This is a genomic window from Nostoc sp. TCL26-01, assembly GCF_013393945.1.
Lineage (GTDB): Bacteria > Cyanobacteriota > Cyanobacteriia > Cyanobacteriales > Nostocaceae > Trichormus.
On sequence record NZ_CP040297.1, the window covers coordinates 165188 to 186822 of the forward strand.

The window sequence follows — 21635 nt, forward strand, 5'->3', positions numbered from 1 at the left end:
GAATTCAGCATAAATTCTGTGCGACTGGCGGATGTAGCTTGCTTCTCCGTTGGCGTAGCCTCTCGCAGAGAAGGAGTATAAATGAGTCTAAAACCCTCTCCAAATCGTAGATTTGGTGGTCTTCAATGAGTCGCGGTCTGAATCCCCGACTCATTGATTCTGACTCCTGAATTCTGAGTTCTGAATTCTTCTTCAAGTATTTTGAAGATAGCAAAAATTTATGTAAAATTCAGCAAATTATCAGTAACACTGTTTATGCTACACAGCGACTAGGAGCAAATTCTTCAACTATGTGCCGTTTACTTGCCTACCTTGGTTCACCTGTTTCTTTAGAAAAACTTTTGTATAAACCGGAACATTCATTAATTGTTCAAAGTTACCAACCCCGTGAGATGACTTCTGGGGTAGTCAATGCTGATGGTTTTGGTGTTGGTTGGTATCACAATCACCAAAAGACTGAGCCTTTTACTTACAAAAATACCTTACCAATTTGGAATGATGTTAATTTACCAAGTCTGAGCCGTTATATTGAATCTCAGTGTATCCTTGCTTATGTTCGTAGTGCCACACCAGGACAAGCCTTAGATTTTGCTAATTGTCAGCCGTTTCACTACCAAAAGTCGTTGTTTATTCACAATGGACGAATTGAAAATTTTCGCAAAACCTTACATAGAAAAATCCGCAGCGTCTTAATGCCAGATTTGTATGAACAAATCAGTGGTAGCACTGACTCTGAACATATTTTTGCGTTGCTGCTATCACAAATTTACAGTAATAAACATCGACCATTAGAATCAGTTTTACGCACCACTCTATTAATGTTGTCGGAGATGGCAAAACGGCATCAAGTTGACGCTTCTGCAAACATCATATTTAGTGATGGCGATCGCCTCATTGCCTCCCGATTTGCTACATCTTCATCACCACCATCATTGTACTGGCTAAAAGATGATTTAAATTTTCCTAATTCTGTCATCATTGCCTCTGAACCATTATTTTTAGGTAATTGGCAAGCTTGCCCAGAAAATAGCATCATCAGTGTAGGAGAAAACGGTGATATCCAAGTTGACAGAATCTAGTTTGAGAGAGTTTATCTATTTCGCTTTTGAGGAATGTCGCACCAAAACCCTAGCTTTATTTGCAGGTATGGATGCGAGTACATTTTGTAGTCAACCTCATCCTGATTTTAGTCCTGTAGGTTGGCATTTGGGACATATTGCTTACATAGAATCGCTGTGGGTCTTAGAACATCTTGCTGGTTTGTCTTGTTTATTTCCTCAATATCGTCAGTTATTTGCAGCCGATGGTTTACCTAAATCACAGCGTATTCATTTACCAAATTTAGTAGAAACTCTCTATTACCTAAATACAGTTAGAGAAAAAGTCCTCAAATACTTAGAAGTAGGAGATATAGAACCACAAGAGAGACTTTGGCGTTTTTTGATTCAACACGAAAGCCAACATTTTGAAATTATCTGCATGATATTGGAATTGGTCAAGAGTCAAGAGTCAAGAGTCAATAGTCAACAGTTAGATGTGGATAGTTTGATATCTCCTGTAAGTGTGGGAGAAATGATCAAAATTCCCGCAGGTGAGTTTGAGTTGGGGAACAACTCAATAGATGCGTTAGACAATGAACGTCTTCTACACAGAGTCTACTTGGATACTTACTGGATTGACCGCTACCCTGTCACCTGTGGACAATATCGCATATTTATAGAAGCTGGGGGTTATCAAAACCCTGAGTGGTGGTCATTACAGGGATGGCAATGGCGACAAACTGAACAAGTAACCCAGCCACTTTACTGGCAAAATCTTAGAGATAATCACCCTGTTTGTGGTGTCAGTTGGTACGAAGCAGAAGCGTACTCGCGGTTTGTCGGTAAACGTCTACCAACAGAAGCGGAATGGGAAAAAGCTGCCAGTTGGGATGTAGCAGCTAATTGTCGGCGTACATATCCTTGGGGTGAAGATATACCATCACATCAATATTGTAATTATGATGCGATCGCCAGGCTATTTAACAAAACTACCCCAGTTGATGCTTACCCATCTGGACAAAGTGCTTATGGTTTATACGATACTCTAGGTAACGTCTGGGAATGGACAGCCTCTTGGTTTGCTGGCTACAAAGGTTTTCACAGCTATCCATATAAAGGTTACTCGCAAGTTTATTTCGACCAACAACATCGAGTCCTCAAAGGCGGTAGTTGGGCAACACGTCCTTGGGTACTACGTTCTAGCTTTCGTAATTGGTATTATCCCCAAGTACGGCAAATTTTTGCTGGGTTTCGCTGTGCTAAAGGATAGTCTAGACACGCCACTAGTAAAGTTTTGTCATGTTGGATATTTTGGAGAATTTTATAGTACAATTGTACCAAGAAAATATTTAGTCTTGGCTATCAAACCTTGTTGAGAAACATCCCAACAAGCATCAGCCCAACAACCTTACTGTGAGATGATGACTATGATGACACCAATTAAGGGTGTGACTGCCCCCCAAGTTAACTCACACAAATTTGAACCATATTTGAGAGAACAATCAGATGCGTCGGCAGATTTTTCTTTTCAAACGCTGGCTGATGTTTCCAAGACAATTTTGCATCATGCTTTTTGGTTAGCCGAACAGAAACAAACTCTCTCAACAAAAGAGTATAAAAAACTACTTTTTGCACAAGGTTGGCAAGGTGAAGAAAAGAAATATTTAAAGATTGCGTCAACCTTTGGGAAGTTTGCACCAGAAGATTTTGCTCAAGTTGAACCAAGAACCATATATCAACTAGCTGAAAGAAGTAATCAGTATCAAAAAGTTATAGATAGGCTCTTGGATATCAGTGTAATTAACCAAGAGACTGTACGCTCTCTCATCCAAAAACAACGTACCCCAAAAGCGACAGAACAGAAAAAGCCAAGTATTTGGCGACGACTCAAGCATGGTGGCAGATATTGCCAAATTCCTCCAATTCATGAGGCGACAGAGGAAACTGGGATAACGCTGCAAAGAATGATGGATGAGGAAGGATTGAGTGTGCAAAAAATCGTAGCAGAAGCGATCGCACTCAGGCAAGCACACAAAGAAGGTAGATTAGTCTTGGTAGAAAATTGTGGTGAACTTAACTAATTTTAACGTGAGTTCAACGGAGTGAAAAAGGCAAAAAGCCTGCTATGTAAGGATTTGCCAAAGGTTAATTTGATAGCAGGCTTGGCTGCTTATACTTATTTACCTTAAAATGATATTCAACCAAAAGACTTGCCTGCTCTATCTCCTGCTATTTTTTAGCTCCGTCGAACTCACGTTAGTTTTGCAAATATCTCAGTATTCATCTGGGAAAATGAATGTAGAGATGTTGCACTGCAACGTCTCTACTAACAACTGACAAATCAACCAGTATTTCTCATCCCTGCGGCAATACCATTAATGGTTAACAGTGCGCCACGGAGTAATTCACCTTTGCTATAACGGGAGTGAATCACGCCAGAGGTGGCTGTATTATTTTTGGACTGGCGTAAGCGCTTGAGTAGGGAAACTTGGATAAATCCTAGCGGGACAATTGTGCCGTTGCGTAATTGTACGGAACGTTGTAGTACAGGATCACCGTCCAAGAGCCGAGTGTGATCAGTAATTTTTAGGACTAAATCTCTGGTAAGGTAGAATTCACTGGCGATTTGCTCAAAGACTTTTTCAAAGCGGGGTTTGTCTTCGGGGTTAGATAGTTCTTGGACGTAGTGACGTGCCATTTGCATATCTACTTTTGCCAGAGTCATTTCTACTTTGGAAATTACCATCTTAAAGAATGGCCACTTGACATAAAAGTAGCGCATTAATTTTAAGTGTTCTTCTGGTTCTTCATTGAAAAATTCTTGCAAAGCTGTACCCACACCGTACCATGAAGGCAGCAAGAATCGGGTTTGTGTCCAGCTAAATACCCAGGGAATAGCCCGGAGACTGCTTAAGTCTTTCTTCCCAGAAGGACGACGGGCGGGACGAGAACTAATTTGCAGTTGGCTAATTTCTTCGATGGGGGTGACTTCGTGGAAAAAGTCGATAAAATCTGGTTGTTCGTAAATTAAACCACGATAATGTTGACGCGATCGCGCGGCTAGTTCTTCCATAATTTCGTTCCAAGGTTCGATATCATCAAACCCTGTCCGCAGGAGGCTAGCTTGAATGACGGCGGTGGTGATGGTTTCCAAATTATACAGGGCTAAATCTAGCAAGGAGTATTTGGAAGCTAACACTTCTCCTTGTTCGGTAATTTTAATCCGCCCGTTGATGCTGTGTCCTGGTTGGGCCAAAATCGCCTCGTGGGCGGGGCCACCACCCCTACCCACAGAACCGCCGCGTCCGTGGAAAATGCGCAAATTTACACCGTAGGTTTCCGCAATTTTCTGGAGAGATTTTTGGGCTTTATGAATTTCCCAGTTGCTACTTAAGAAGCCAGAGTCTTTGTTGCTGTCGGAGTAGCCCAGCATGACTTCTTGGAGGTTGGGAGTGAGTGAGGAAGAGGAGGGGGGGAGGGGGAGATGGGGAGAGGGGGGGAGGTTTTCTGGGCTACCGTTAATGGCTGCATAACCGCCTGCTAATAGGGCGCGGTATAGGGGGAGTTCAAATAATTCGCGCATAACGCTGCGGGAGCGTTGTAAGTCTTCGACGGTTTCAAATAATGGTACTACTTGAATTGTGCCGACGGCGATCGCTGGATCAAAAAGTCTGGCTTCTTTGGCTAGAAGCAACACCTCAAGTACGTCGCTGACTTGACGACACATACTAATGATGTAGGTTTTACAGATATCGACCCCAAATTCTTGTTGGAGCGATCGCACTACGCGGAAGGTTTTAATGACATCATTAGTTTTGTCGGAGAATGGCAACTCTGCCGAAATTAAGGGACGACGGGTTTGTAGTTCGCCTGTCAACCAAGCAACTCGCTGTGCTTCTGATAAATCGTTGTAAGGTTGGGGCAATAATTGTAGGTATTCGAGAATCTCGTTTAAGGCATCTGAATGTCGGGATGATTCTTGACGGATATCTAGTTGTGTCAAGTTAAAGTCAAAAATTTCCACCTGACAGATTAAATTATCCAATTCCCGGCAACTTAACCCAGTTTCCGTCAAGTTGCGTTGAATTAACCGCAGTTCCACTAAAAAGTCTGCCCCGGAACGATACATGGGGCTATCTTCGTTGGTGGGAGTTTCACCCTTGTACAAAGATAAATTGCGATCGCGAGTATTTTCCAGTCGTCTGAGTACGTAAGCTAGTTTGAGACGGTATGGTTCTTGACGATATCTCAGTGCTAGTGCGTCGTATACTTCACTTAACTGGGATTGATCTAACTCCAGAGATTCCAGCAAATCTGGTAAGACATCACTCCAGTGCATCGAAATACTCAGCAGTTCAATCAGCTTTTTCACTGATTCGATGTATCTTCCTAACACCATTTTGCGCTGATAGCAAGCTGTCTGCCAAGTAATCTCCGGTGTCACTGATGGATTTCCATCCCTGTCTGAACCTACCCAAGAACCGAAGGAACAAAAGTTTTTGCTGGGTGGTTCTAGCCAAGAAAAGGTTTGATTCAGGGCATATTTGAAGCGCTTATACAGTTGGGGAATACCATCAAATAAAACTTCTTGGAAGTAGTGTAAAGCGTAGTCTACTTCATCTAAGACTGTGGGCTTAAATTGGTGCAGTTCATCTGTCCGCCACCACAGGCGAATTTCTTCCAGTAATTTTTCCCGAATTTCTGTCGCTTCCCAAGGATAGCCGCCCCCATTATTGGCATGATTTTCCACCTCATCTAGTTGTTGCAGCAAGTCTACTACTTGTCTTTGTTTATCGCGGATGGTGTGGCGGACAATTTCTGTGGGGTGGGCTGTAAATACTAGGCGGACATCTAACTGAGAAATCAGGCGTTGAATTTGCTGGGGTGGGACATTCAACTTAAATAACAGGGGAAATAAAGCCGCAAATGTCCCTTTTTGTTTATCTTGGCTTCTATTAGTCCAGTTTCTTGCTAGTAAATCTGTGCCGACTCCTCTATTGAAAATGACATCATCTTCGTTGTGGTTGGAAGAAGAGGTAATATTTTCGGGCTTGTTAGGATTAGCTAATTCTGCTTCTAGTTCCGAATAGCGAGTTAGTTGCTGTTTTTGTTCGTATTCTTGCTCTATGATGTTGATCAGCTGAAAATATAGCGCAAAAGCCCGTGCTGCTCGGATTGCTTCGTTAATATTCAATTGTTCAATTAATTTAACGGCAGAAGTAGCTTGATCTTTGGTAGTTTGTCCTTCTGGTGAACACAAATCACGCAACTGCCGTAACAAATCCACCATATTTTGACCGCATTCTTGCCTTAGCACCGACTCCCACAATTCTTCTACTATTTGGAGGCGATGACGCAAAAATAATTCCGATGCCGGGTAGAAATTAGCAGATTCAGATAGAGAGTATAAAATAGAACTCATATTTGCTTCTCTTGTAAAGCCAATTGCTGTTTAAAAGTCTTATTTAGGACTTACTCACTCAACCAAGAAATCCTTTTGAGGGTGGTCAATAGTCAATGGTCAATGGTCAATGGTCAATGGTCAATGGTCAATGGGAGCCAGACGCTTGCGGGGGTTTCCCCCGTTGTGCGGACTGGCGTTCAAAATCAAGTTTTTGTGGACTGTTGACTATTGACAAAAAAGCCAGAAAATTTGGTGACACTGCGTAAGTCCTATTATTTTTGGTAAATCATGTTCTTGGTATTTACCTGATGATTTTTTTGTAAGTATTTTTTTTAACTTTGACTACCTGATTCGTGATTTTCGGGGAAGGGTAAAATAGGCAAGCGATCGCCTCGAAATACCTCCTCACTGGCTTGCCCCAAGGATTCCAGGGCTTTTAGTGTAGTTTTTCCGGTGGTGAGCAGCAGTAGTATAGACGCTGTACCTATTTCTAAGAGGAGAGATTGGGGAATGCTAAACAAACCTAGATTCAGACCCGGACTAGAGTTTGACTGTTGAGTAATAGGAGGCATTGCTTGTCCTTAGTGATTGGCTAACGAGTAGAATAAAACGCAAAACTCAAAATCTGTATGCCTTGCAACTGTATACGACTATCTTGTCCCATTTAGCAAGCCCAAAAGGTAACGAAATTGTTAACAAAAAACTGCAAAATGTGATAGACCTATGGTTCTAGTTTACAAGCCTAGGCACTACCCCCAAACATTCGCTTCCTGTAAAGTTAACTGCCCATGAAAACATTAATTCGAGATAGCCAACAATCCTTGTTGCAATGGGTCAGCCAAGCAACAGGAATAAATTCTTTTGGGGTAAAAGTCCGATTAAGGGGAAATGACCTGCATATTCTTTGTGAAGGGCAAGAATGTCCCCAACGTTGGCGCACTCTCTCTGATTTGCTTCATGCCCTCCAGCAAACAGATTTAGATGTCCTCACCAGCAACGAACAACCCTCAATATATCAAGTATTGGTTTACGGGCGAAAGAAGGGAGAATATCGTCCCCAGTGGTGTCACAAAGTCCATCTGAATCAGTTGGATCGTCATCTGGAACAGGTAGAACAAGCCTTACTAGCAGATGCAGAAAAATCCCCTGGTGGGGCGATGATCATCTCTAATGAGAGTTTGGCTAGGCGGGGAGATCCTCACGCCATTGCCCGTTATCTGAGCGAAACTCTCAGCGCTATGGGTGTGGCGGTAGAGGTCAAGGTTAAGCAACACCAAGCCAGTGAGAGTGATCCGACAGTACAAAATCGCTTGTGGATATTTTGTCAATCTGCCTATAGTCCTGATCCTTCCTTATTAGCTGAACCAGTAGCCCAGCGATTGCGCCAACTCAAAATAACAGGTTATCGGGATGCAGTGATTGCGGCTCAAGTGAGTGGTGAGACAAGCCCTGACTGGTTGTTGCGGATAGACTTGACCCCCACCGAGGTAATGCTCAAAGAATGGGCGCGGTGGGGAGATGTGCAAGCGATCGCTCGTTTACTCACAGCTACATTGTCAGCATCTTTGATTGCTGTGCAAGTTTCTCTCCAAGACAGCACCTTACACGTTTTTTGTCAACCAGCGTCTGATCCTCTAGAAAATTCCCCCGCACCAGAGAAAGCCCAGTGTGTTGACGCAATTTCCTCCCAACTCGAAGCGATCGCTCCCCAAGGTATACTAGCGGCTACTATTTACGGACAAAAAACCAATGACAAGCAGCCAGAGTGGGTTGATTGGTTAACTTTACCCGCTAGCGTCCATCCTGCCTTAGCCACACCTATCTTAGATTTAGCAAATACTGGTGATGAACCAGCCATTACTTTCTTACTAGAACGTCTACTCAACCCCGACTTAGATAAGCGGTTAAAAACAGGTGGGTTGCGGGTACTTTTGTTACGCAAAGGTGATTTACTCCACATCATGTGTGATGCACCCGTATGTCCCAGCCGCAAACAAGTCGCTACGAAAGTTGCCCAATTTTTGCGTCAACTCAACCTAGCGGGTATTGCTGGCATCAGAATTTATGGTCGCCGGGCTGGGAATAAAGACCCCTTCTGGCATTATGGTGTAGACTTAGCTCAACGCCTACGCTTAGTTCCAGAAGCTACCCCAGAATTTGCGGCTACTTCTGAATATGTCAATGATTTAGTTACCAAAGAAGACGACGAACCGATTTTACGTCCCGATTTAACTACAGAGGATGTCCATAATTTTGTTGCAGATGTAGCACGAGATTGGATAACAACGACAACAGCCAAAGTCCAGAAATGGCTACTTAACACCCAGTTATTTGCAGAAAGTGGTCAATCTGTCAACCAAATTCCTGATCATCAAGGAATCAAAATTGCTTTAGTTTGGGGTACTCTCGGTTTATTAGTGACGTTACAAACCGATTGGGTTTTAGGGCAAATCGTCACCCGCACAATGCGAACTGCATCACAAGTAAAAACGATCGCCCTATCTCCTGAATATCAAGATAAGCCAGAAAGAACAGCATTCTTCACCAGCAATTCCCAGAAAAGTGCAGCCTTTAACGCCTCCGGCTTCACCCAAGCAGAAGATAACGAACCCAGAAGTTTAATAGCCGCACCATTAAAAGAAAAAGCCAACGCCGCCGCCATTTTATTAGCCGCGCGATCGCAAATGCCCAGTTTTAATGTTAGGCAATTAGATGAGCAACTAGCTTTATATAGACAACGCCTTGCCAGAAACGGGAAACCTGCGGATGTATTGATTATCGGTTCCTCCCGCGCCTTAAGAGGAGTTGACCCAGTCGCCTTATCCAAAGCTTTAGCACTCCAAGGCTACCCCAACGTTGATGTCTTTAACTTTGGTATTAACGGTGCAACAGCCCAAGTTGTAGACTTTGTTGTTCGCCAAGTGTTACAACCATCAGAACTACCCAAAATCATTATCTGGGCAGATGGTTCCCGTGCGTTTAACAGTGGACGAGAAGACTTAACATTTAAAGCGATCGCTTCTTCTGCCGGCTATCAAAACATCTTACAAAAAGACCAAACAATAGCCAATACCACTGAACAACCAAAAACCCCTACCAGTTCACCACCAGAAACCAAAACAGCACCCAAACCAGAGATGAACAGCTATCAAATGCTGAATCAATCTCTAAATAACGCCCTAGCGACACTTTCCACTACCTATCAAAACCGTGAACAAGTTAAAACATTATTGCAAAAACAACTAGAATCTTTACCAATATTGAATGAAAACAAAATTGCCACATCATCAACACTATCATCCATAGATAGTGCCGATGACAGTAGTAATTTGCAAGCAGTAGATTTTGATGGATTCCTACCCTTATCAATCCGGTTTAATCCTGCAAGATACTATCAAAAACACTCCAGAGTTACAGGCAATTACGACAACGACTATAAATATTTTCAAGTAGGAGGTCAACAAGACGCTGCCTTCCAAGACGTTTTACAATTTACCCAATCACAAAACATTTCTTTAGTCTTTGTCAATATGCCCCTCACCGCCGAATATTTAGACCCAGTACGCAAAAAATATGAGCAAGAATTTCAACAATATATGCTACGCCTAGCCACAAATCCCAATTTCATCTACCGCGACTTAAGCCAACTCTGGCCCAAAGCCAACGACTATTTCTCCGACCCCAGTCACCTCAACCGTTTCGGCGCTTACGAAGTCTCAAAAAAACTAGCCAACGACCCGATGATTTCCTGGCCGACGAAGTAGGATTGGGGATTGGGGATTGGGGATTGGGGATTGGTGATTGGTGATTGGGAAGAATGACTAATGACTAATGACTATTGACCATTGACTAACTTATGAACTTTATATCTATTCTGTATGCAACTTTTCTCTTAAGTGTGTTGGGGATTTATTGGTCTATTAGAGATCAGAAAGTGCGGCTATGGATTTTATTAATTGCTAGCCTGGTATTTTATGCGTCTTTGAATGCTCAATACATCACACTACTCTTAACGCTGACATTTATTAACTATCGCTTGGGTAAAGAAATCGGGAAGAATACTTCACCTGGAAAACATAATCTTGACCCGAAAATTTCTAACGAAGAATGGCAGTTTGCCCAAGCAGATTGGAGTCGCCGCCAGCTCAAGTTATTATGGTTGGGTGTGGTTGTAAATGTTTTGATATTATTAGGTTTTAAGTATATAAATAGCGTATTATTCTTATTTAATTCCCCAAACAACTCGGAAACTATTTGGAAAATCGCTGCCCCATTAGGGATTTCATTTTTTACATTTGAGTGTATTGCTTATTTAGTAGATGTTTATCGCGGTGCGCCTGCTACAGATAATTTTCTGAAATTTGTCACTTATAAACTATTCTTCGCCAAATTAATTTCTGGCCCAATTACGCGCTACCACAACTTCGCTAATCAGTTTAATACATTAGAATTTCCCACCACTGATAGAATAGCTGAGGCATTATGGTTAATTGCTAGAGGTGCTGTTAAAAAAGGTATTTTGGCAGATCACTTAGGTATTTTTGTCGATTTATGTTTTGGCAATCTGCAACGAGCTGGAAGTCATGACTTGTGGCTAGCGACATTTGCCTATGGTTTGCAGCTGTATTTAGATTTTAATGGTTATGTAGATATTGCTCGTGGTACAGCCTTGCTATTTGGCTTAGTGCTACCAGAAAATTTTGATTTTCCCTATTTCACTACCAGTATTGCCGAATTTTGGCGACGTTGGCACATAACCTTGGGAGATTGGTTGCGGAATTATGTTTACTTTCCTTTGGGTGGTTCTCGTCGTGGCTTGATTCGCACCTGTTTAAATTTATTCATTGTGATGTTAATCGCCGGAATTTGGCATGGTTCCGCCTGGGGTTTTGTGGTTTGGGGTGTTTATCACGGTTTAGCTTTAGTCGTTCATCGCCTTACAGATGTGATGAGCGATCGCTATGAAAAATTAGAGTTGTTCTGGCAAAATCCTTTAGGGGTAGTTGTCGCTTGGTTAATCACTCAACTGATGGTGTTTACATCGTGGATTTGGTTCCGTCTACCCAATATCCAAGAATCTGCTCTAGTTATCCAGCGTCTCTGGGGTCATGCTGCCGATGCACAATTTGCCCAAAAAGTCTATATAGAAGCCCTAAACACCAGCCCATCACAAATTACCAGCATTTTACTCACTATAGCTGTTTGCATGGGCATCACCTACACATTCAAAGGAAAGCTGAAATTAGAGTTAAACTGGCCTATTAAGCTGGTTTTTGTACCTTTATGCCTCTACGCTGTCTGGTTATTTGCCCCCGAAGGCAGTCTTCCTTATATTTACTTTGATTTTTAACTGATTTCCTCACTTTAAATTTCCATCCCGCTATTCCCTTATGACTCAAGCATCTACCTCTCCTACCCGCGTTATCGGTTTAATCAGTGGCACATCTGTAGATGGTATAGATGCTGCCTTAGTAGAAATTACTGGTACAGATTTGGATCTAAAAGTCGAATTGCTGGCAGGAGAAACTTACCCCTACCCCAAAGATTTGCGAGAACGCATCTTATCAGTGTGCGCCGGAGAAGCAATTTCAGTACCAGAACTAGCGCAAATAGATGATGCGATCGCCCTAGCTTTTGCCCAAGCTGCCCAAAACATTCAAATAGGACACCAGCCAGCAACTTTAATCGGTTCCCACGGTCAAACTGTGTATCATAGACCTCCTAGTGAGCAGGGACTGGGGATTGGGAACTGGGGACTCGGTAAGATTTTTCCTAATACCAAATCTCTTGGCTACACTCTCCAACTAGGGCGTGGTGCTTTGATTGCTCATCTGACAGGAATGACTACCGTCAGTAATTTCCGTGTCGCGGATATTGCCCTTGGTGGACACGGCGCACCCCTGGTTCCCAGAGTCGATGCTTTTTTGCTCAGTCATCCTCAGGAGGCACGTTGTATTCAAAATATCGGCGGTATTGGTAATGTCGCTTATATTCCCCCCCACCATGATCACTGGCTAACGCAAATGTGCGGTTGGGATACTGGCCCTGGTAATAGCTTGTTAGATTTGGCAGTCACACATCTGACTAATGGTGAGCAAACCTACGATGAAAGCGGGAACTGGGCAGCTACCGGAACCCCTTGCCATCCCCTAGTAGAAACATGGCTAAGACAAGAATACTTTCATCTACCACCACCTAAATCTACAGGTCGAGAATTATTTGGTGTAGATTACCTACATCAATGTTTACAAGATGCAGAACCATATCAACTCACTTCCGCCGATATCCTAGCCACACTCACAGAACTCACTGCCAAATCCATTGTTCACAGCTACCAAACCTTTTTACCAAAAATGCCAGAACGTGTATTCTTATGTGGCGGAGGTAGTAAAAATTTATACTTAAAACAAAGATTACAATCATTATTAGGAACCATACCAGTCCTAACTACCGATGACGCAGGCTTAAGCGCAGACTTTAAAGAAGCGATCGCCTTCGCCGTCCTCGCCTACTGGCGACAATTAGGTATTCCCGGCAACCTCCCCGCCGTCACAGGCGCGCCCCGCGAAGTATTGTTAGGAGAAGTGAACTGAGAGTTATGAGTGCTGTTAGCGGAAGCGGGGCGATGAGCCGCGTGCTGAGTGAGGGAGTGAGGGATAAAAATCAATTCAAAATTCAAAATAATGACTAATAACTAATGACTAATGACTAATGACCATTGACTAATGACTAATGACTATTGACTATGCACACTTTTTTGCTAGAACCAGGACGCTGGACAATACAGGGTAATTGGTTAGAACGTAATGGCTTGCCTATTAGTGTCAAGGGTATGATCTTGGTTGCTTGGAACCGAGATGACTGGTTTACTATGGCAGCAAAGCTGATATTTCCAGGTAGCGATCGCCCCGAAATCTCTCTACAATATAAGGGGCGTTTGCATCATGGAGAACGTCAGTATACTTTTTTACTACAACATAGTCTATTAGGACAGGTCGAAGGCGAGGGCTGGATTGGCGTAGATACAATTGTTCAGCGTTATTGGGCAATAAGCGATCGGCAACGTCGTAGTGGTTTTGAAACCATACACTATATATCTAAAAATACATACCACCTCAGTAGTGGTGTGATAACAGGTCATTTTTTAACCAGCACAATTGAAGCTAATCTAGAACGTCAGTCTGCGGAAATGTAAAGAGTGCTGAGTGCTGTTAGCGGAAGCGGGGCGATGAGCCGCGTGCTGAGTGAGGGAGTGAGGGAGTAAGGGAGTGAGGGAGTGAGGGACAAGGGGATAAGGGGACAAGGGGACAAGGGGACAAGGGGACAAAGAGATAAAGGGAAAATAATTTTGACTAATGACTATTGACTAATGACTATTGACTAATGACCAATGACTAATTTTTGACATAGCTGAAGTTATCTAGTTATTAAAAATTGGGCAAACTATAAATACATCAAAAATCTATCTCATGGAAAATAGCGGGATAAATCTACCATCCGGTTTTTTGATGGCACTTTTTAAACTCAGTCCTGCACACCTACGATGGGTAGGTGTCGTTTACAACTGCGGAATATTGGAGTCGAATTTTCTATGTCAGACCCCAACATAGGTCGTTTTCTGGGTAAACGCTACCAGCTTCAGGAGTTAATTGGCACTGGAGCAATGGGCAGAGTTTATCGTGCTAAGGATGTTTTGTTGGGTGGTGTACCTGTTGCGGTTAAGTTTCTTGCCTTATCGTTACAAAATACCAAAATGCGATTGCAAGAACGTTTTGAGCGAGAAGCAAAAACCTGTGCATTGCTGGGACAAAAAAGTATCCATATTGTTCGAGTTATGGACTATGGACTAGATGAAAATAATGTCCCTTTTTATGTGATGGAATATCTGCAAGGACAAAGTTTAAACCAGATTATCCGCAAGCAAAATCTTTCGTTACCCAGATTTATCAATATGACACGTCAAATCTGTCTGGGTTTACAGTGCGCTCATGATGGTATCCCGGTTGATGGCTCAGTCTACTCAATTGTTCATCGTGATATCAAGCCTAGCAATATCCTCGTCATCCAAGACCCTAGCTTTGGAGAGTTGGTTAAGGTTTTGGATTTTGGGATTGCTAAATTATTACAGTCAAATGGCGATCAGACAAAATTTTACTTAGGAACTTTAGCCTATTCCTCTCCTGAGCAAATGGAGGGCAAGGAACTTAATAATTGTGCTGATATTTATAGTCTGGGTGTGATGATGTTTGAAATGCTTACAAGCAAAATGCCACTAGTCGCCCCTACTCAATCTTTTGGCGCATGGTATAAAACTCACCATCAACAATCACCACGTACTTTTGCTGAAGTTAACCCTGGGTTGCTCATTCCGCAAGAAATAGAAAATTTAGTGATGAGATGTTTAGCTAAAGCAGCTAGAGATCGTCCCCAAAGTATTAATGAAATCTTACAAGTTTTAGAATCTGTTGAACAAGGTCATAGCAAAAACTTGATTCGGACAGAAAATCATCATAATCATCAAGTTACTAGCACGATAGCAATTAACACTATTCCTGAGCAGAAGATAAAAGTTGAGCCACAATTATCTTTACCCAAGAATGAAATTACTTACAATACATCCTGGCCACAAAATAAACCCATCGCTGATATTGTTTTTCCCCAACCTATTAATCTTAAGGGAGAAGTTTTACCTGCTTTATGGGTAATGTTACCAGAACAAGAAATTTTTAAACGGATTATTTGTAGTCGTTATAATCAATTTCTGTTTATCACATCTCCTCACCCCATGCTTTTGTGGATTACCGTGATCTACAATCGGCAACATGGTGCTAAATGGTTACCTTATTACCTTGATCTCAAAACTGCTATGGGTCAAGAAATAGCTAACCTACTGGTAAAAATAGGTTACTATCAAATACTATTTTTTGCCAGAGAATCACCAAAACACTCTTCTCACGTTTTACCTGCTAGTATTGCGCCTATTCAATGTCAGCGACTCCAACAATGGATAGTCATAGCTAAGACTTTTGTTTCCTCTGCTGATCCTCAACTGAGTAAAAATCTCCTTAAAAGGGAATATGAAAAAATTAAGCCGCAAATTTTAGCCAAACTAGAAGCTATGGCAACAGATACGCCAATTGATATATCTGGCTGATTTAGTCGTTAATCAATGGTTCTGCTGCTCAGATCCTCTGCTTGTAATTCTTGTAGCTATTAGCCTAAAAATGTAAACTTTTATAAAGAATATATATAACTAGTTGTAAGCCTTATTGGATATAAATATAATAATCATCAGTGCTAAACGACAAAAATCCCTGCGTGAGACACTTAAACAGAGTGTTAGTAATAATTGTGTCATCTTAAGAAGCGGATGTACGCGAGTTTAGGGTAACTAAAATTTAATGCTTAGGCTAATCTTAATTACACTACCTACTGGTTAAAAGGCAACCCTAAGTATACTTGTGGCAAATCAAGCTTAATCGCTAGATAAAACCTGTAGTTAGAGTCAGAATTATCAACTTTAAGTTAGCGAGTTGATTTTGTCGGAAGTTGACGCCCCAGCATCCCCAGCTCTTTTCCTCCCTGGAACTGAGCAAGAGAAGGAGGTCGCCCACAGCGACATAAAAAAATCTATGCCGTAGTGGAGCCAGAATCTAAGCCCCACTGATGCTTGAGCAACTCCTGATAAGTAGCCTCACGCACAACCATTTGCTCGTAAAGCTTGACTAAAAAGTCTTTGGCCTGGTCGTGGCTCATGTTTTGTACTTGAGTAGCAAAGGAGCGAATGCTGAATTGCTGTTCCAATGATAGTTGAATGGGTTGGTTCATAATAGACTCCTAAAAGACAACGCGAGTAAAAGTGATGTTGGTTACACAAGTCCTGTGGGTATAGGATTTGTGGTAGTACCTGTCCTTGATTGTTCCTCTGTATTAAGAAAGATAACAACTATTTGACAGATTGCCCATAACCTTAATAGGTATAGTTTTTGCTTCCTTGTTTTGCGGTTAAACCTACTGATATATAACCCAAGTCTGCTAAGGCAGTTTTCGGTCAAATTCACTGTTAGATGAATTGTTGTAGGTTAAGTTGTATACCTTAATTTACTTTGTCAAGCCGGAAAACGTCTCTAGCTAGGGGAGGTTAATGGCTGGTTAATAAATTAAAGGTAATAAGATCGCATTATATGCTCTCTACATCATTATGTGCAAGATGTCAACCAACTAAATTATATGAACTGGATTGTCAACGAAATAATTTTGTTGACTAAAAGTATTTGTATCAAGTTGCAAATAGGAAAAATGCTCAGATTGAACAAATTGCTGAGTATATTTACTAAAAAAGTCATTAGTCAATGGTCAATGGTTAATGGTCATTGGTCATTAGTTGCAGATTTTTGACCGTTGACTGTAAAGTTTCTCGTTGTAGTGAGATATCTAGAAGCTAGATATGAGTGCTGAGTGAGAGAGTGATGAGTACTGACTAATGACCATTGACTAATGACTATTGACTAATGACTATTGACTAATGACTAATGACTATTGACTATTGACTATTAATTATTTTGCTCAAGTGCGACTATGACAACTGTAATGTTATCGTGTCCGCCTTGCTCTTTAGCGGCTTCTACTAGTGAGATAGCTGCTTTATCTAGTAAATGAGTATTTTGCAGGTTATCGGCTATTGTTTGATCAACGAGTTCTTCAGTTAAACCATCACTACACAAAAGTAAGCGATCGCCCATTGTCACATCTAATGGTCGCACATCAACTTGGTGTAAATCTTCTCGACCCAAGCAACGAGATAAAACATGACGAAATGGATGAATTCGTGCTTCTTCGGCGGTGATGTCACCAATCTTGATGGCTCTAGCTACCCAAGTATGATCTTCTGTAACTTGTTCTAGTTGTGTCTCTCGCAGACGGTACAGCCGGGAGTCGCCGACATGACCACACCAAGGCTGATCACGAAAGATGACCACGACAGCCGTTGTCCCCATATCAGCTCGTTCAGGATGATTTTGCTGGTCTTGTAAAATTGCCTCGTTGGCACGCCATAAAGCCTGCTCTAGTAGCTTAGGCGATGGTTCAGGAGAATGCCAATTAGTTACTAAATATGCCTGAATTTCTCTGGTAGCAATGCGACTGGCCTCTTCTCCCCCAGCGTGACCTCCCATCCCATCAGCAACAATGAAAAATCGCCCTTCTGGGTCGATATGGTAATCATCTTGATTATTAGAACGAATAAGCCCCGGATCGCTAAGACCCGTGAAGTTCACTTTCATAACTTTTTACTGCAACAATTAATACATACGGTCGTAACGGTCAAGGCGGAGAAGCAGTCGGATTAGGGTTACGGAGACGGCGGCGGCAATTAAACCTGCTAGCAACGCTAACCATACATAATGATTCACTAATAAAATAGTGGCTGAAAGGGTAAATCCACTGATTATCAGGGCATAGCTTATGCCTAACTGGATATTGCCTTGTCTCCGTAAGAGGCGTTCTGATTCGATAGAACGCACTCTTAAGCGCATATCTCCGCGCTCTAATTTTTCTAAAGTATCTTCTAATCTCCGTGGTAAGCCAAAAGCAGTGGTACTAACTTGGACGGCTTGCCGACTTAATTCATTGAGGAAGCTATTGCTATCTGAACCATTCATGTTGGTCATAAGCTGCATTGCATAAGGTTGAGCAACTTCCATAAAATTAAATTCTGGATCTAGACCTTTACCCACACCTTCGAGAGTGGAAAAAGCCCGCATCACAAAAGTGAAAGTTGCAGGGAATCTAAATGGTTGATTATATGCTATCTCGTATAAATCATCACTGATCGCGGCCACAGATTGATTTTCAAAGGGCTTATCCATAAAATTGTCCAGCATATATTGGACAGAACGCCGGACTGGCCCCATGTCATCTACGGGTGCGATCGCTCCCAAATCTATGAGAGACTGGACTACGCGATCGCCATCTTTCTGGGCAATCCCAAACAGCGTTTGCATTAGTCCTTCCCGGATGTTAGATTTAATCTGACCCATCATGCCAAAATCGTAGAAAATTAGCGCCCCATCAGCACTCACCGCAATATTGCCAGGGTGGGGATCGGCATGGAAAAAGCCACTGTTGAGCAATTGCATCAGATAAGCTTGCGCGCCTTGACGAGCTAGCACTTTCCGATCTAAACCTGCGGCTTCCAGAGCTTCATATTGGCTAATTTTAATACCTGGCAGGTATTCCAACGTTAGCACTCGTGGCGAAGCATAACGCCAATAAACCTTTGGTACTTTTACCCAATCATAACCGCGAAAATTCCGCCGGAAAGTATCTGCATTCCGGCCTTCATTCAGATAATCAATTTCTTCCCAAAGAATTCGGCAACACTCCTCGTAAATACCAATCCAATCTCTTCCCCGTCCCCATTTAGGATGACTTTGAAAGTAGCGAGCAATGCCTTTGAGAATTTGTAAATCGATTTCAAATAATTTTTTTAATCCAGGTCGCTGTACTTTGACAACAACAGATTCTCCACTATGTAACACAGCTTTGTGTACTTGCCCCAAACTAGCCGCAGCTAAAGGAATTGGTTCAAAACTGTGAAAAAGTTCGGGAATTTTTTTACCTAATTCTTGTTCGATAGTCTTTTCTACTTGCTCATAGCCAAATGCAGGTACTTTGTCTTGCAGTTTTGCTAATTCCTCAACATACTCACCAGGAAATATGTCAGCGCGGGTAGAAAATAACTGCCCAACTTTAATAAATGTCGGCCCCAAGTCTAGCAAGGTATTGCGAATCCACACGGCTTGAGCTTTACGCCGTGCAGCTTGTTTAGCTTCTGTGACACCCCCAGGATAACTCCAAGATTTGTTGTACCGCCAAAGCTTGAACATTAAGGTCAAGACAAAAGACCAAATGTCTACAAAGCGCCGCTTGCTAGAATAGTTTTCCCGATTCCAACGGTATGCTTTATTTGAATAACTTGTTTCCATATCTTGCACTTACCGTTGGGTTATTACTGAATCGACTGGAAGAAAAGACACACTGATTCCTATACTATTTTCTATACTGTACAGACGTTGCAGACAACGTCTGTACCGACCAAATTTAGACAGAACTGCTGCGATAACGTTGTAACTCATTTCTCAAGAGAGCGATTTCTGCTCGTAGTTCGTCAATTGTGGCTTGTAAATCCACTGACTCAGCAGGAGTTGTTCCCACACCTGTAGTAGTTTGACCTGCTTCGGCTGCTGTGGCAGCTCGGTTTGCTCGTTCTGCAACTTCTTCGGTAAATTGGCGTAGCTGTTCTCTGGCTTCCGCATCAAATTTACCTATTTCACTCAAAGCATCTGTAAAAGCGACTTCTAGACGTTCGTTTATGACTTCTGCTACAGCTCGACCGACAAAAAAGGCTTGTACTAATGGGTTACTCATAAATTTTTGTTACGTTTGTCTGCAAGAAGATTATAACTTGCCTGTATGCTTTGCGGCTTCTGTTATGGAGTTAGAGATTTAGTGATTATTTGTTCAGCCAGAAAATTGTGGGTGAAATTGAGCGCAGCATCACCCGATGTAGTGCTTAAGTAATATATGAGTACAAGTATATAAAAGTACATGATGCTGTAGATTGAGAGCGATCGCACAACAATGAAATCATCAAACAAAAACGGTTGAAAAGCAATAACGAATTAATAACTTATCTTGATCTACGGAAAACTCATCTATCACAATGTTTTAATGTATAAAAAAATATGGGGTAGATAGGGGATGTTTGGTGTTGAAGATTTAACTCTAGGAAAAATATTATGGACTGTTGTATCAGGTCTTGTTCAAGGCGTAGCTAAAGGCGTTGCTGAACCAGTATTTAAAGAAAAATATTTGGAGTTCATTAAATATCAAGGTAAGTTTGTCAATCATGACTTAGAAAAAGCGCTGAGAAATTCTTTTCTGCTAGCACAGCGTAGTATTGTTTCTGAGTGTCGCCAAGAATTAGTAGCGTCTTCCCGTTATGTATACCGGGGGTCTTCTCGTATTGGCACATTAGAACACTATGATGATATTCGGTTACTAGAAAAGAAATTATCCCAAATTCAACAAGAGTTAAATCAAGTCAAGGAATTAAAAGAAAACACTACACCAATTTCCTCTTTGAGTGATGTAGGATTTTTATTGACTCAGACAGAAAGCTTGGCACAAAAATATATTAAAGAACAACTTTTAGCTGAGGCGCTTCAAGATATCGATTTGCCTTACTATCGAGATAAATTAGAAAATAGCCTATTAGAACGAATATCTGCATACTTTATCTTTGAAATCAAAAATAATCAAGCTGTCCGAGATGTCTTACAAACGCAATTGCAGATAGAAACCTATCTCAGAATTGACGATTTAGAGAAATCATTACAGAATTTAGCGCAAGAAATCCCACAGTTAGTAGAAAAACTGAACAACTTAGAACAAGTTAACCAAGATAGACAGTTTAATTCTCGCCCAATTATCCAAATTAAGATTCCTGTAGATAATTTATCCCCAGACAACCTGCAAAATATTATTACCTTAATTCAACAACTATCAGAGGATACCACCCTCGAATTTATTACCAGTAAAAAAGGCAGTATCATACTCTTTTTTGAAAGTTCTCAAGCTGGTTTAGACCGACTACAGAGATTATTCCAATCAGGAGAATTAGCAGCCAGATTGGGTGTGCCTGTAGAATTTGTAGAGTCGATATCTCAGGATGCTCAAGTTGTCGATATTGAAGCTAGTGATATCTTCAGTAACTTAAGGCAATGGTTCAATAACCTATTTACAGGAGATTGGCTAGAACCACAACTTATACCAGCGAGAGAAATACGAGAAATACCATCTACAGAAATCAGCATTCAGCGAGGTAAAGTGATTGCTTTATCGGAAGGAGTATCTGTAGCATTGATTATCAAAATAACTCAAGAATCTGATGAGATATTAGGCGTTATTATTTTTGTGAAACCAATTAGAGATGTGCTTCATCTACCAGCAGGACTGCAAGTCATTTTAATTGATGAATCAGGCGAAACAATTTTTGAAAATATCTCTAGAGATACAACCGATGCAATCGAACAGGAGTTTGCTGTTGCACCACAAGAAAAATTCAGCGTTATTTTGAAAATGGGCAACATTCAAGTTATCGAAAATATTGTTTCTTGATAGTTTCAGCT

The 21635-nt window shown here is 41.6% G+C and carries 15 protein-coding genes; 9 read left to right on the forward strand and 6 right to left on the reverse strand.

Features of this window, described 5'->3' with window-relative positions:
• Positions 1-290: 290 nt before the first annotated feature.
• The 3 genes from egtC to FD725_RS00715 all read left to right on the forward strand — a co-directional run bounded on the left by egtC (position 291) and on the right by FD725_RS00715 (position 3121).
• Entirely contained in the window at positions 291-1079 is a 789-nt protein-coding gene (gene egtC / locus FD725_RS00705; RefSeq protein ID WP_179046358.1) for an ergothioneine biosynthesis protein EgtC, read from the forward strand.
• A complete protein-coding gene (egtB, locus tag FD725_RS00710) occupies positions 1054-2310 on the forward strand; it encodes an ergothioneine biosynthesis protein EgtB (RefSeq protein WP_179046359.1) in 1257 nt (418 codons plus the stop codon). The genes egtC and egtB overlap by 26 nt, the downstream gene beginning before the upstream one ends.
• A gap of 157 nt (positions 2311-2467) precedes the next feature.
• A complete protein-coding gene (locus tag FD725_RS00715; RefSeq protein ID WP_179046360.1) occupies positions 2468-3121 on the forward strand; it encodes a hypothetical protein in 654 nt (217 codons plus the stop codon).
• A gap of 260 nt (positions 3122-3381) precedes the next feature.
• On the opposite strand, the gene ppc is transcribed toward FD725_RS00715, so the two are convergent.
• Together ppc and FD725_RS00725 are read right to left on the reverse strand one after the other, a co-directional pair.
• A complete protein-coding gene (gene ppc, locus FD725_RS00720) occupies positions 3382-6462 on the reverse strand; it encodes a phosphoenolpyruvate carboxylase (RefSeq protein WP_179046361.1) in 3081 nt (1026 codons plus the stop codon).
• Positions 6463-6776: 314 nt separating this feature from the next.
• Complete coding sequence (locus FD725_RS00725) at positions 6777-7016, reverse strand: hypothetical protein (RefSeq protein ID WP_179046362.1); 240 nt, start codon at positions 7014-7016, stop codon at positions 6777-6779.
• 216 nt (positions 7017-7232) lie between these two features.
• Here FD725_RS00725 and FD725_RS00730 point away from each other — a divergent pair, with 216 nt between their 5' ends.
• The 5 genes from FD725_RS00730 (at position 7233) to FD725_RS00750 (ending at position 15598) form a co-directional block, all read left to right on the forward strand.
• Positions 7233-10208, forward strand: a complete 2976-nt coding sequence (locus FD725_RS00730) for a DUF1574 family protein (protein ID WP_179046363.1) — start codon at positions 7233-7235, stop codon at positions 10206-10208.
• Positions 10209-10300: 92 nt separating this feature from the next.
• On the forward strand, positions 10301-11794 hold the full coding sequence (locus FD725_RS00735; RefSeq protein ID WP_179046364.1) for an MBOAT family protein: 1494 nt from the start codon (positions 10301-10303) through the stop codon (positions 11792-11794).
• A 40-nt stretch (positions 11795-11834) separates the two neighbouring features.
• Complete coding sequence (locus FD725_RS00740) at positions 11835-13037, forward strand: anhydro-N-acetylmuramic acid kinase (RefSeq protein WP_179046365.1); 1203 nt, start codon at positions 11835-11837, stop codon at positions 13035-13037.
• A gap of 152 nt (positions 13038-13189) precedes the next feature.
• Positions 13190-13639, forward strand: coding sequence for a hypothetical protein (locus tag FD725_RS00745; protein WP_179051371.1), 450 nt, complete (start codon positions 13190-13192; stop codon positions 13637-13639).
• Between the two features lie 396 nt (positions 13640-14035).
• On the forward strand, positions 14036-15598 hold the full coding sequence (locus FD725_RS00750; protein ID WP_179046366.1) for a serine/threonine-protein kinase: 1563 nt from the start codon (positions 14036-14038) through the stop codon (positions 15596-15598).
• 476 nt (positions 15599-16074) lie between these two features.
• Here FD725_RS00750 and FD725_RS00755 read toward each other — a convergent pair whose 3' ends face one another.
• From FD725_RS00755 to FD725_RS00770, 4 genes are all read right to left on the reverse strand, one after another.
• Positions 16075-16272, reverse strand: a complete 198-nt coding sequence (locus FD725_RS00755) for an NblA/ycf18 family protein (protein ID WP_179046367.1) — start codon at positions 16270-16272, stop codon at positions 16075-16077.
• 725 nt (positions 16273-16997) lie between these two features.
• On the reverse strand, positions 16998-17726 hold the full coding sequence (locus FD725_RS00760; RefSeq protein ID WP_179046368.1) for a PP2C family serine/threonine-protein phosphatase: 729 nt from the start codon (positions 17724-17726) through the stop codon (positions 16998-17000).
• An 18-nt stretch (positions 17727-17744) separates the two neighbouring features.
• On the reverse strand, positions 17745-19430 hold the full coding sequence (locus FD725_RS00765; RefSeq protein ID WP_179046369.1) for an AarF/ABC1/UbiB kinase family protein: 1686 nt from the start codon (positions 19428-19430) through the stop codon (positions 17745-17747).
• Between the two features lie 115 nt (positions 19431-19545).
• Positions 19546-19872 (reverse strand): DUF6825 family protein, encoded by a 327-nt coding sequence (locus FD725_RS00770; protein WP_179046370.1) that lies wholly within the window; start codon positions 19870-19872, stop codon positions 19546-19548.
• Between the two features lie 333 nt (positions 19873-20205).
• Between FD725_RS00770 and FD725_RS00775 the strand changes: the two genes are divergently transcribed.
• A complete protein-coding gene (locus FD725_RS00775; protein ID WP_179046371.1) occupies positions 20206-21624 on the forward strand; it encodes a DUF1822 family protein in 1419 nt (472 codons plus the stop codon).
• Positions 21625-21635 lie beyond the last annotated feature (11 nt).

Bases quoted from the DNA above. Each gene is read 5' to 3' on its own strand.
- egtC (WP_179046358.1), top strand. From the start codon at position 291: ATGTGCCGTTTACTTGCCTACCTTGGTTCACCTGTTTCTTTAGAAAAA.
- FD725_RS00715 (WP_179046360.1), top strand. From the start codon at position 2,468: ATGATGACACCAATTAAGGGTGTGACTGCCCCCCAAGTTAACTCACAC.
- ppc (WP_179046361.1), bottom strand. From the start codon at position 6,462: ATGAGTTCTATTTTATACTCTCTATCTGAATCTGCTAATTTCTACCCG.
- FD725_RS00725 (WP_179046362.1), bottom strand. From the start codon at position 7,016: ATGCCTCCTATTACTCAACAGTCAAACTCTAGTCCGGGTCTGAATCTA.
- FD725_RS00730 (WP_179046363.1), top strand. From the start codon at position 7,233: ATGAAAACATTAATTCGAGATAGCCAACAATCCTTGTTGCAATGGGTC.
- FD725_RS00735 (WP_179046364.1), top strand. From the start codon at position 10,301: ATGAACTTTATATCTATTCTGTATGCAACTTTTCTCTTAAGTGTGTTG.
- FD725_RS00740 (WP_179046365.1), top strand. From the start codon at position 11,835: ATGACTCAAGCATCTACCTCTCCTACCCGCGTTATCGGTTTAATCAGT.
- FD725_RS00745 (WP_179051371.1), top strand. From the start codon at position 13,190: ATGCACACTTTTTTGCTAGAACCAGGACGCTGGACAATACAGGGTAAT.
- FD725_RS00750 (WP_179046366.1), top strand. From the start codon at position 14,036: ATGTCAGACCCCAACATAGGTCGTTTTCTGGGTAAACGCTACCAGCTT.
- FD725_RS00755 (WP_179046367.1), bottom strand. From the start codon at position 16,272: ATGAACCAACCCATTCAACTATCATTGGAACAGCAATTCAGCATTCGC.
- FD725_RS00760 (WP_179046368.1), bottom strand. From the start codon at position 17,726: ATGAAAGTGAACTTCACGGGTCTTAGCGATCCGGGGCTTATTCGTTCT.
- FD725_RS00765 (WP_179046369.1), bottom strand. From the start codon at position 19,430: ATGGAAACAAGTTATTCAAATAAAGCATACCGTTGGAATCGGGAAAAC.
- FD725_RS00770 (WP_179046370.1), bottom strand. From the start codon at position 19,872: ATGAGTAACCCATTAGTACAAGCCTTTTTTGTCGGTCGAGCTGTAGCA.
- FD725_RS00775 (WP_179046371.1), top strand. From the start codon at position 20,206: ATGTTTGGTGTTGAAGATTTAACTCTAGGAAAAATATTATGGACTGTT.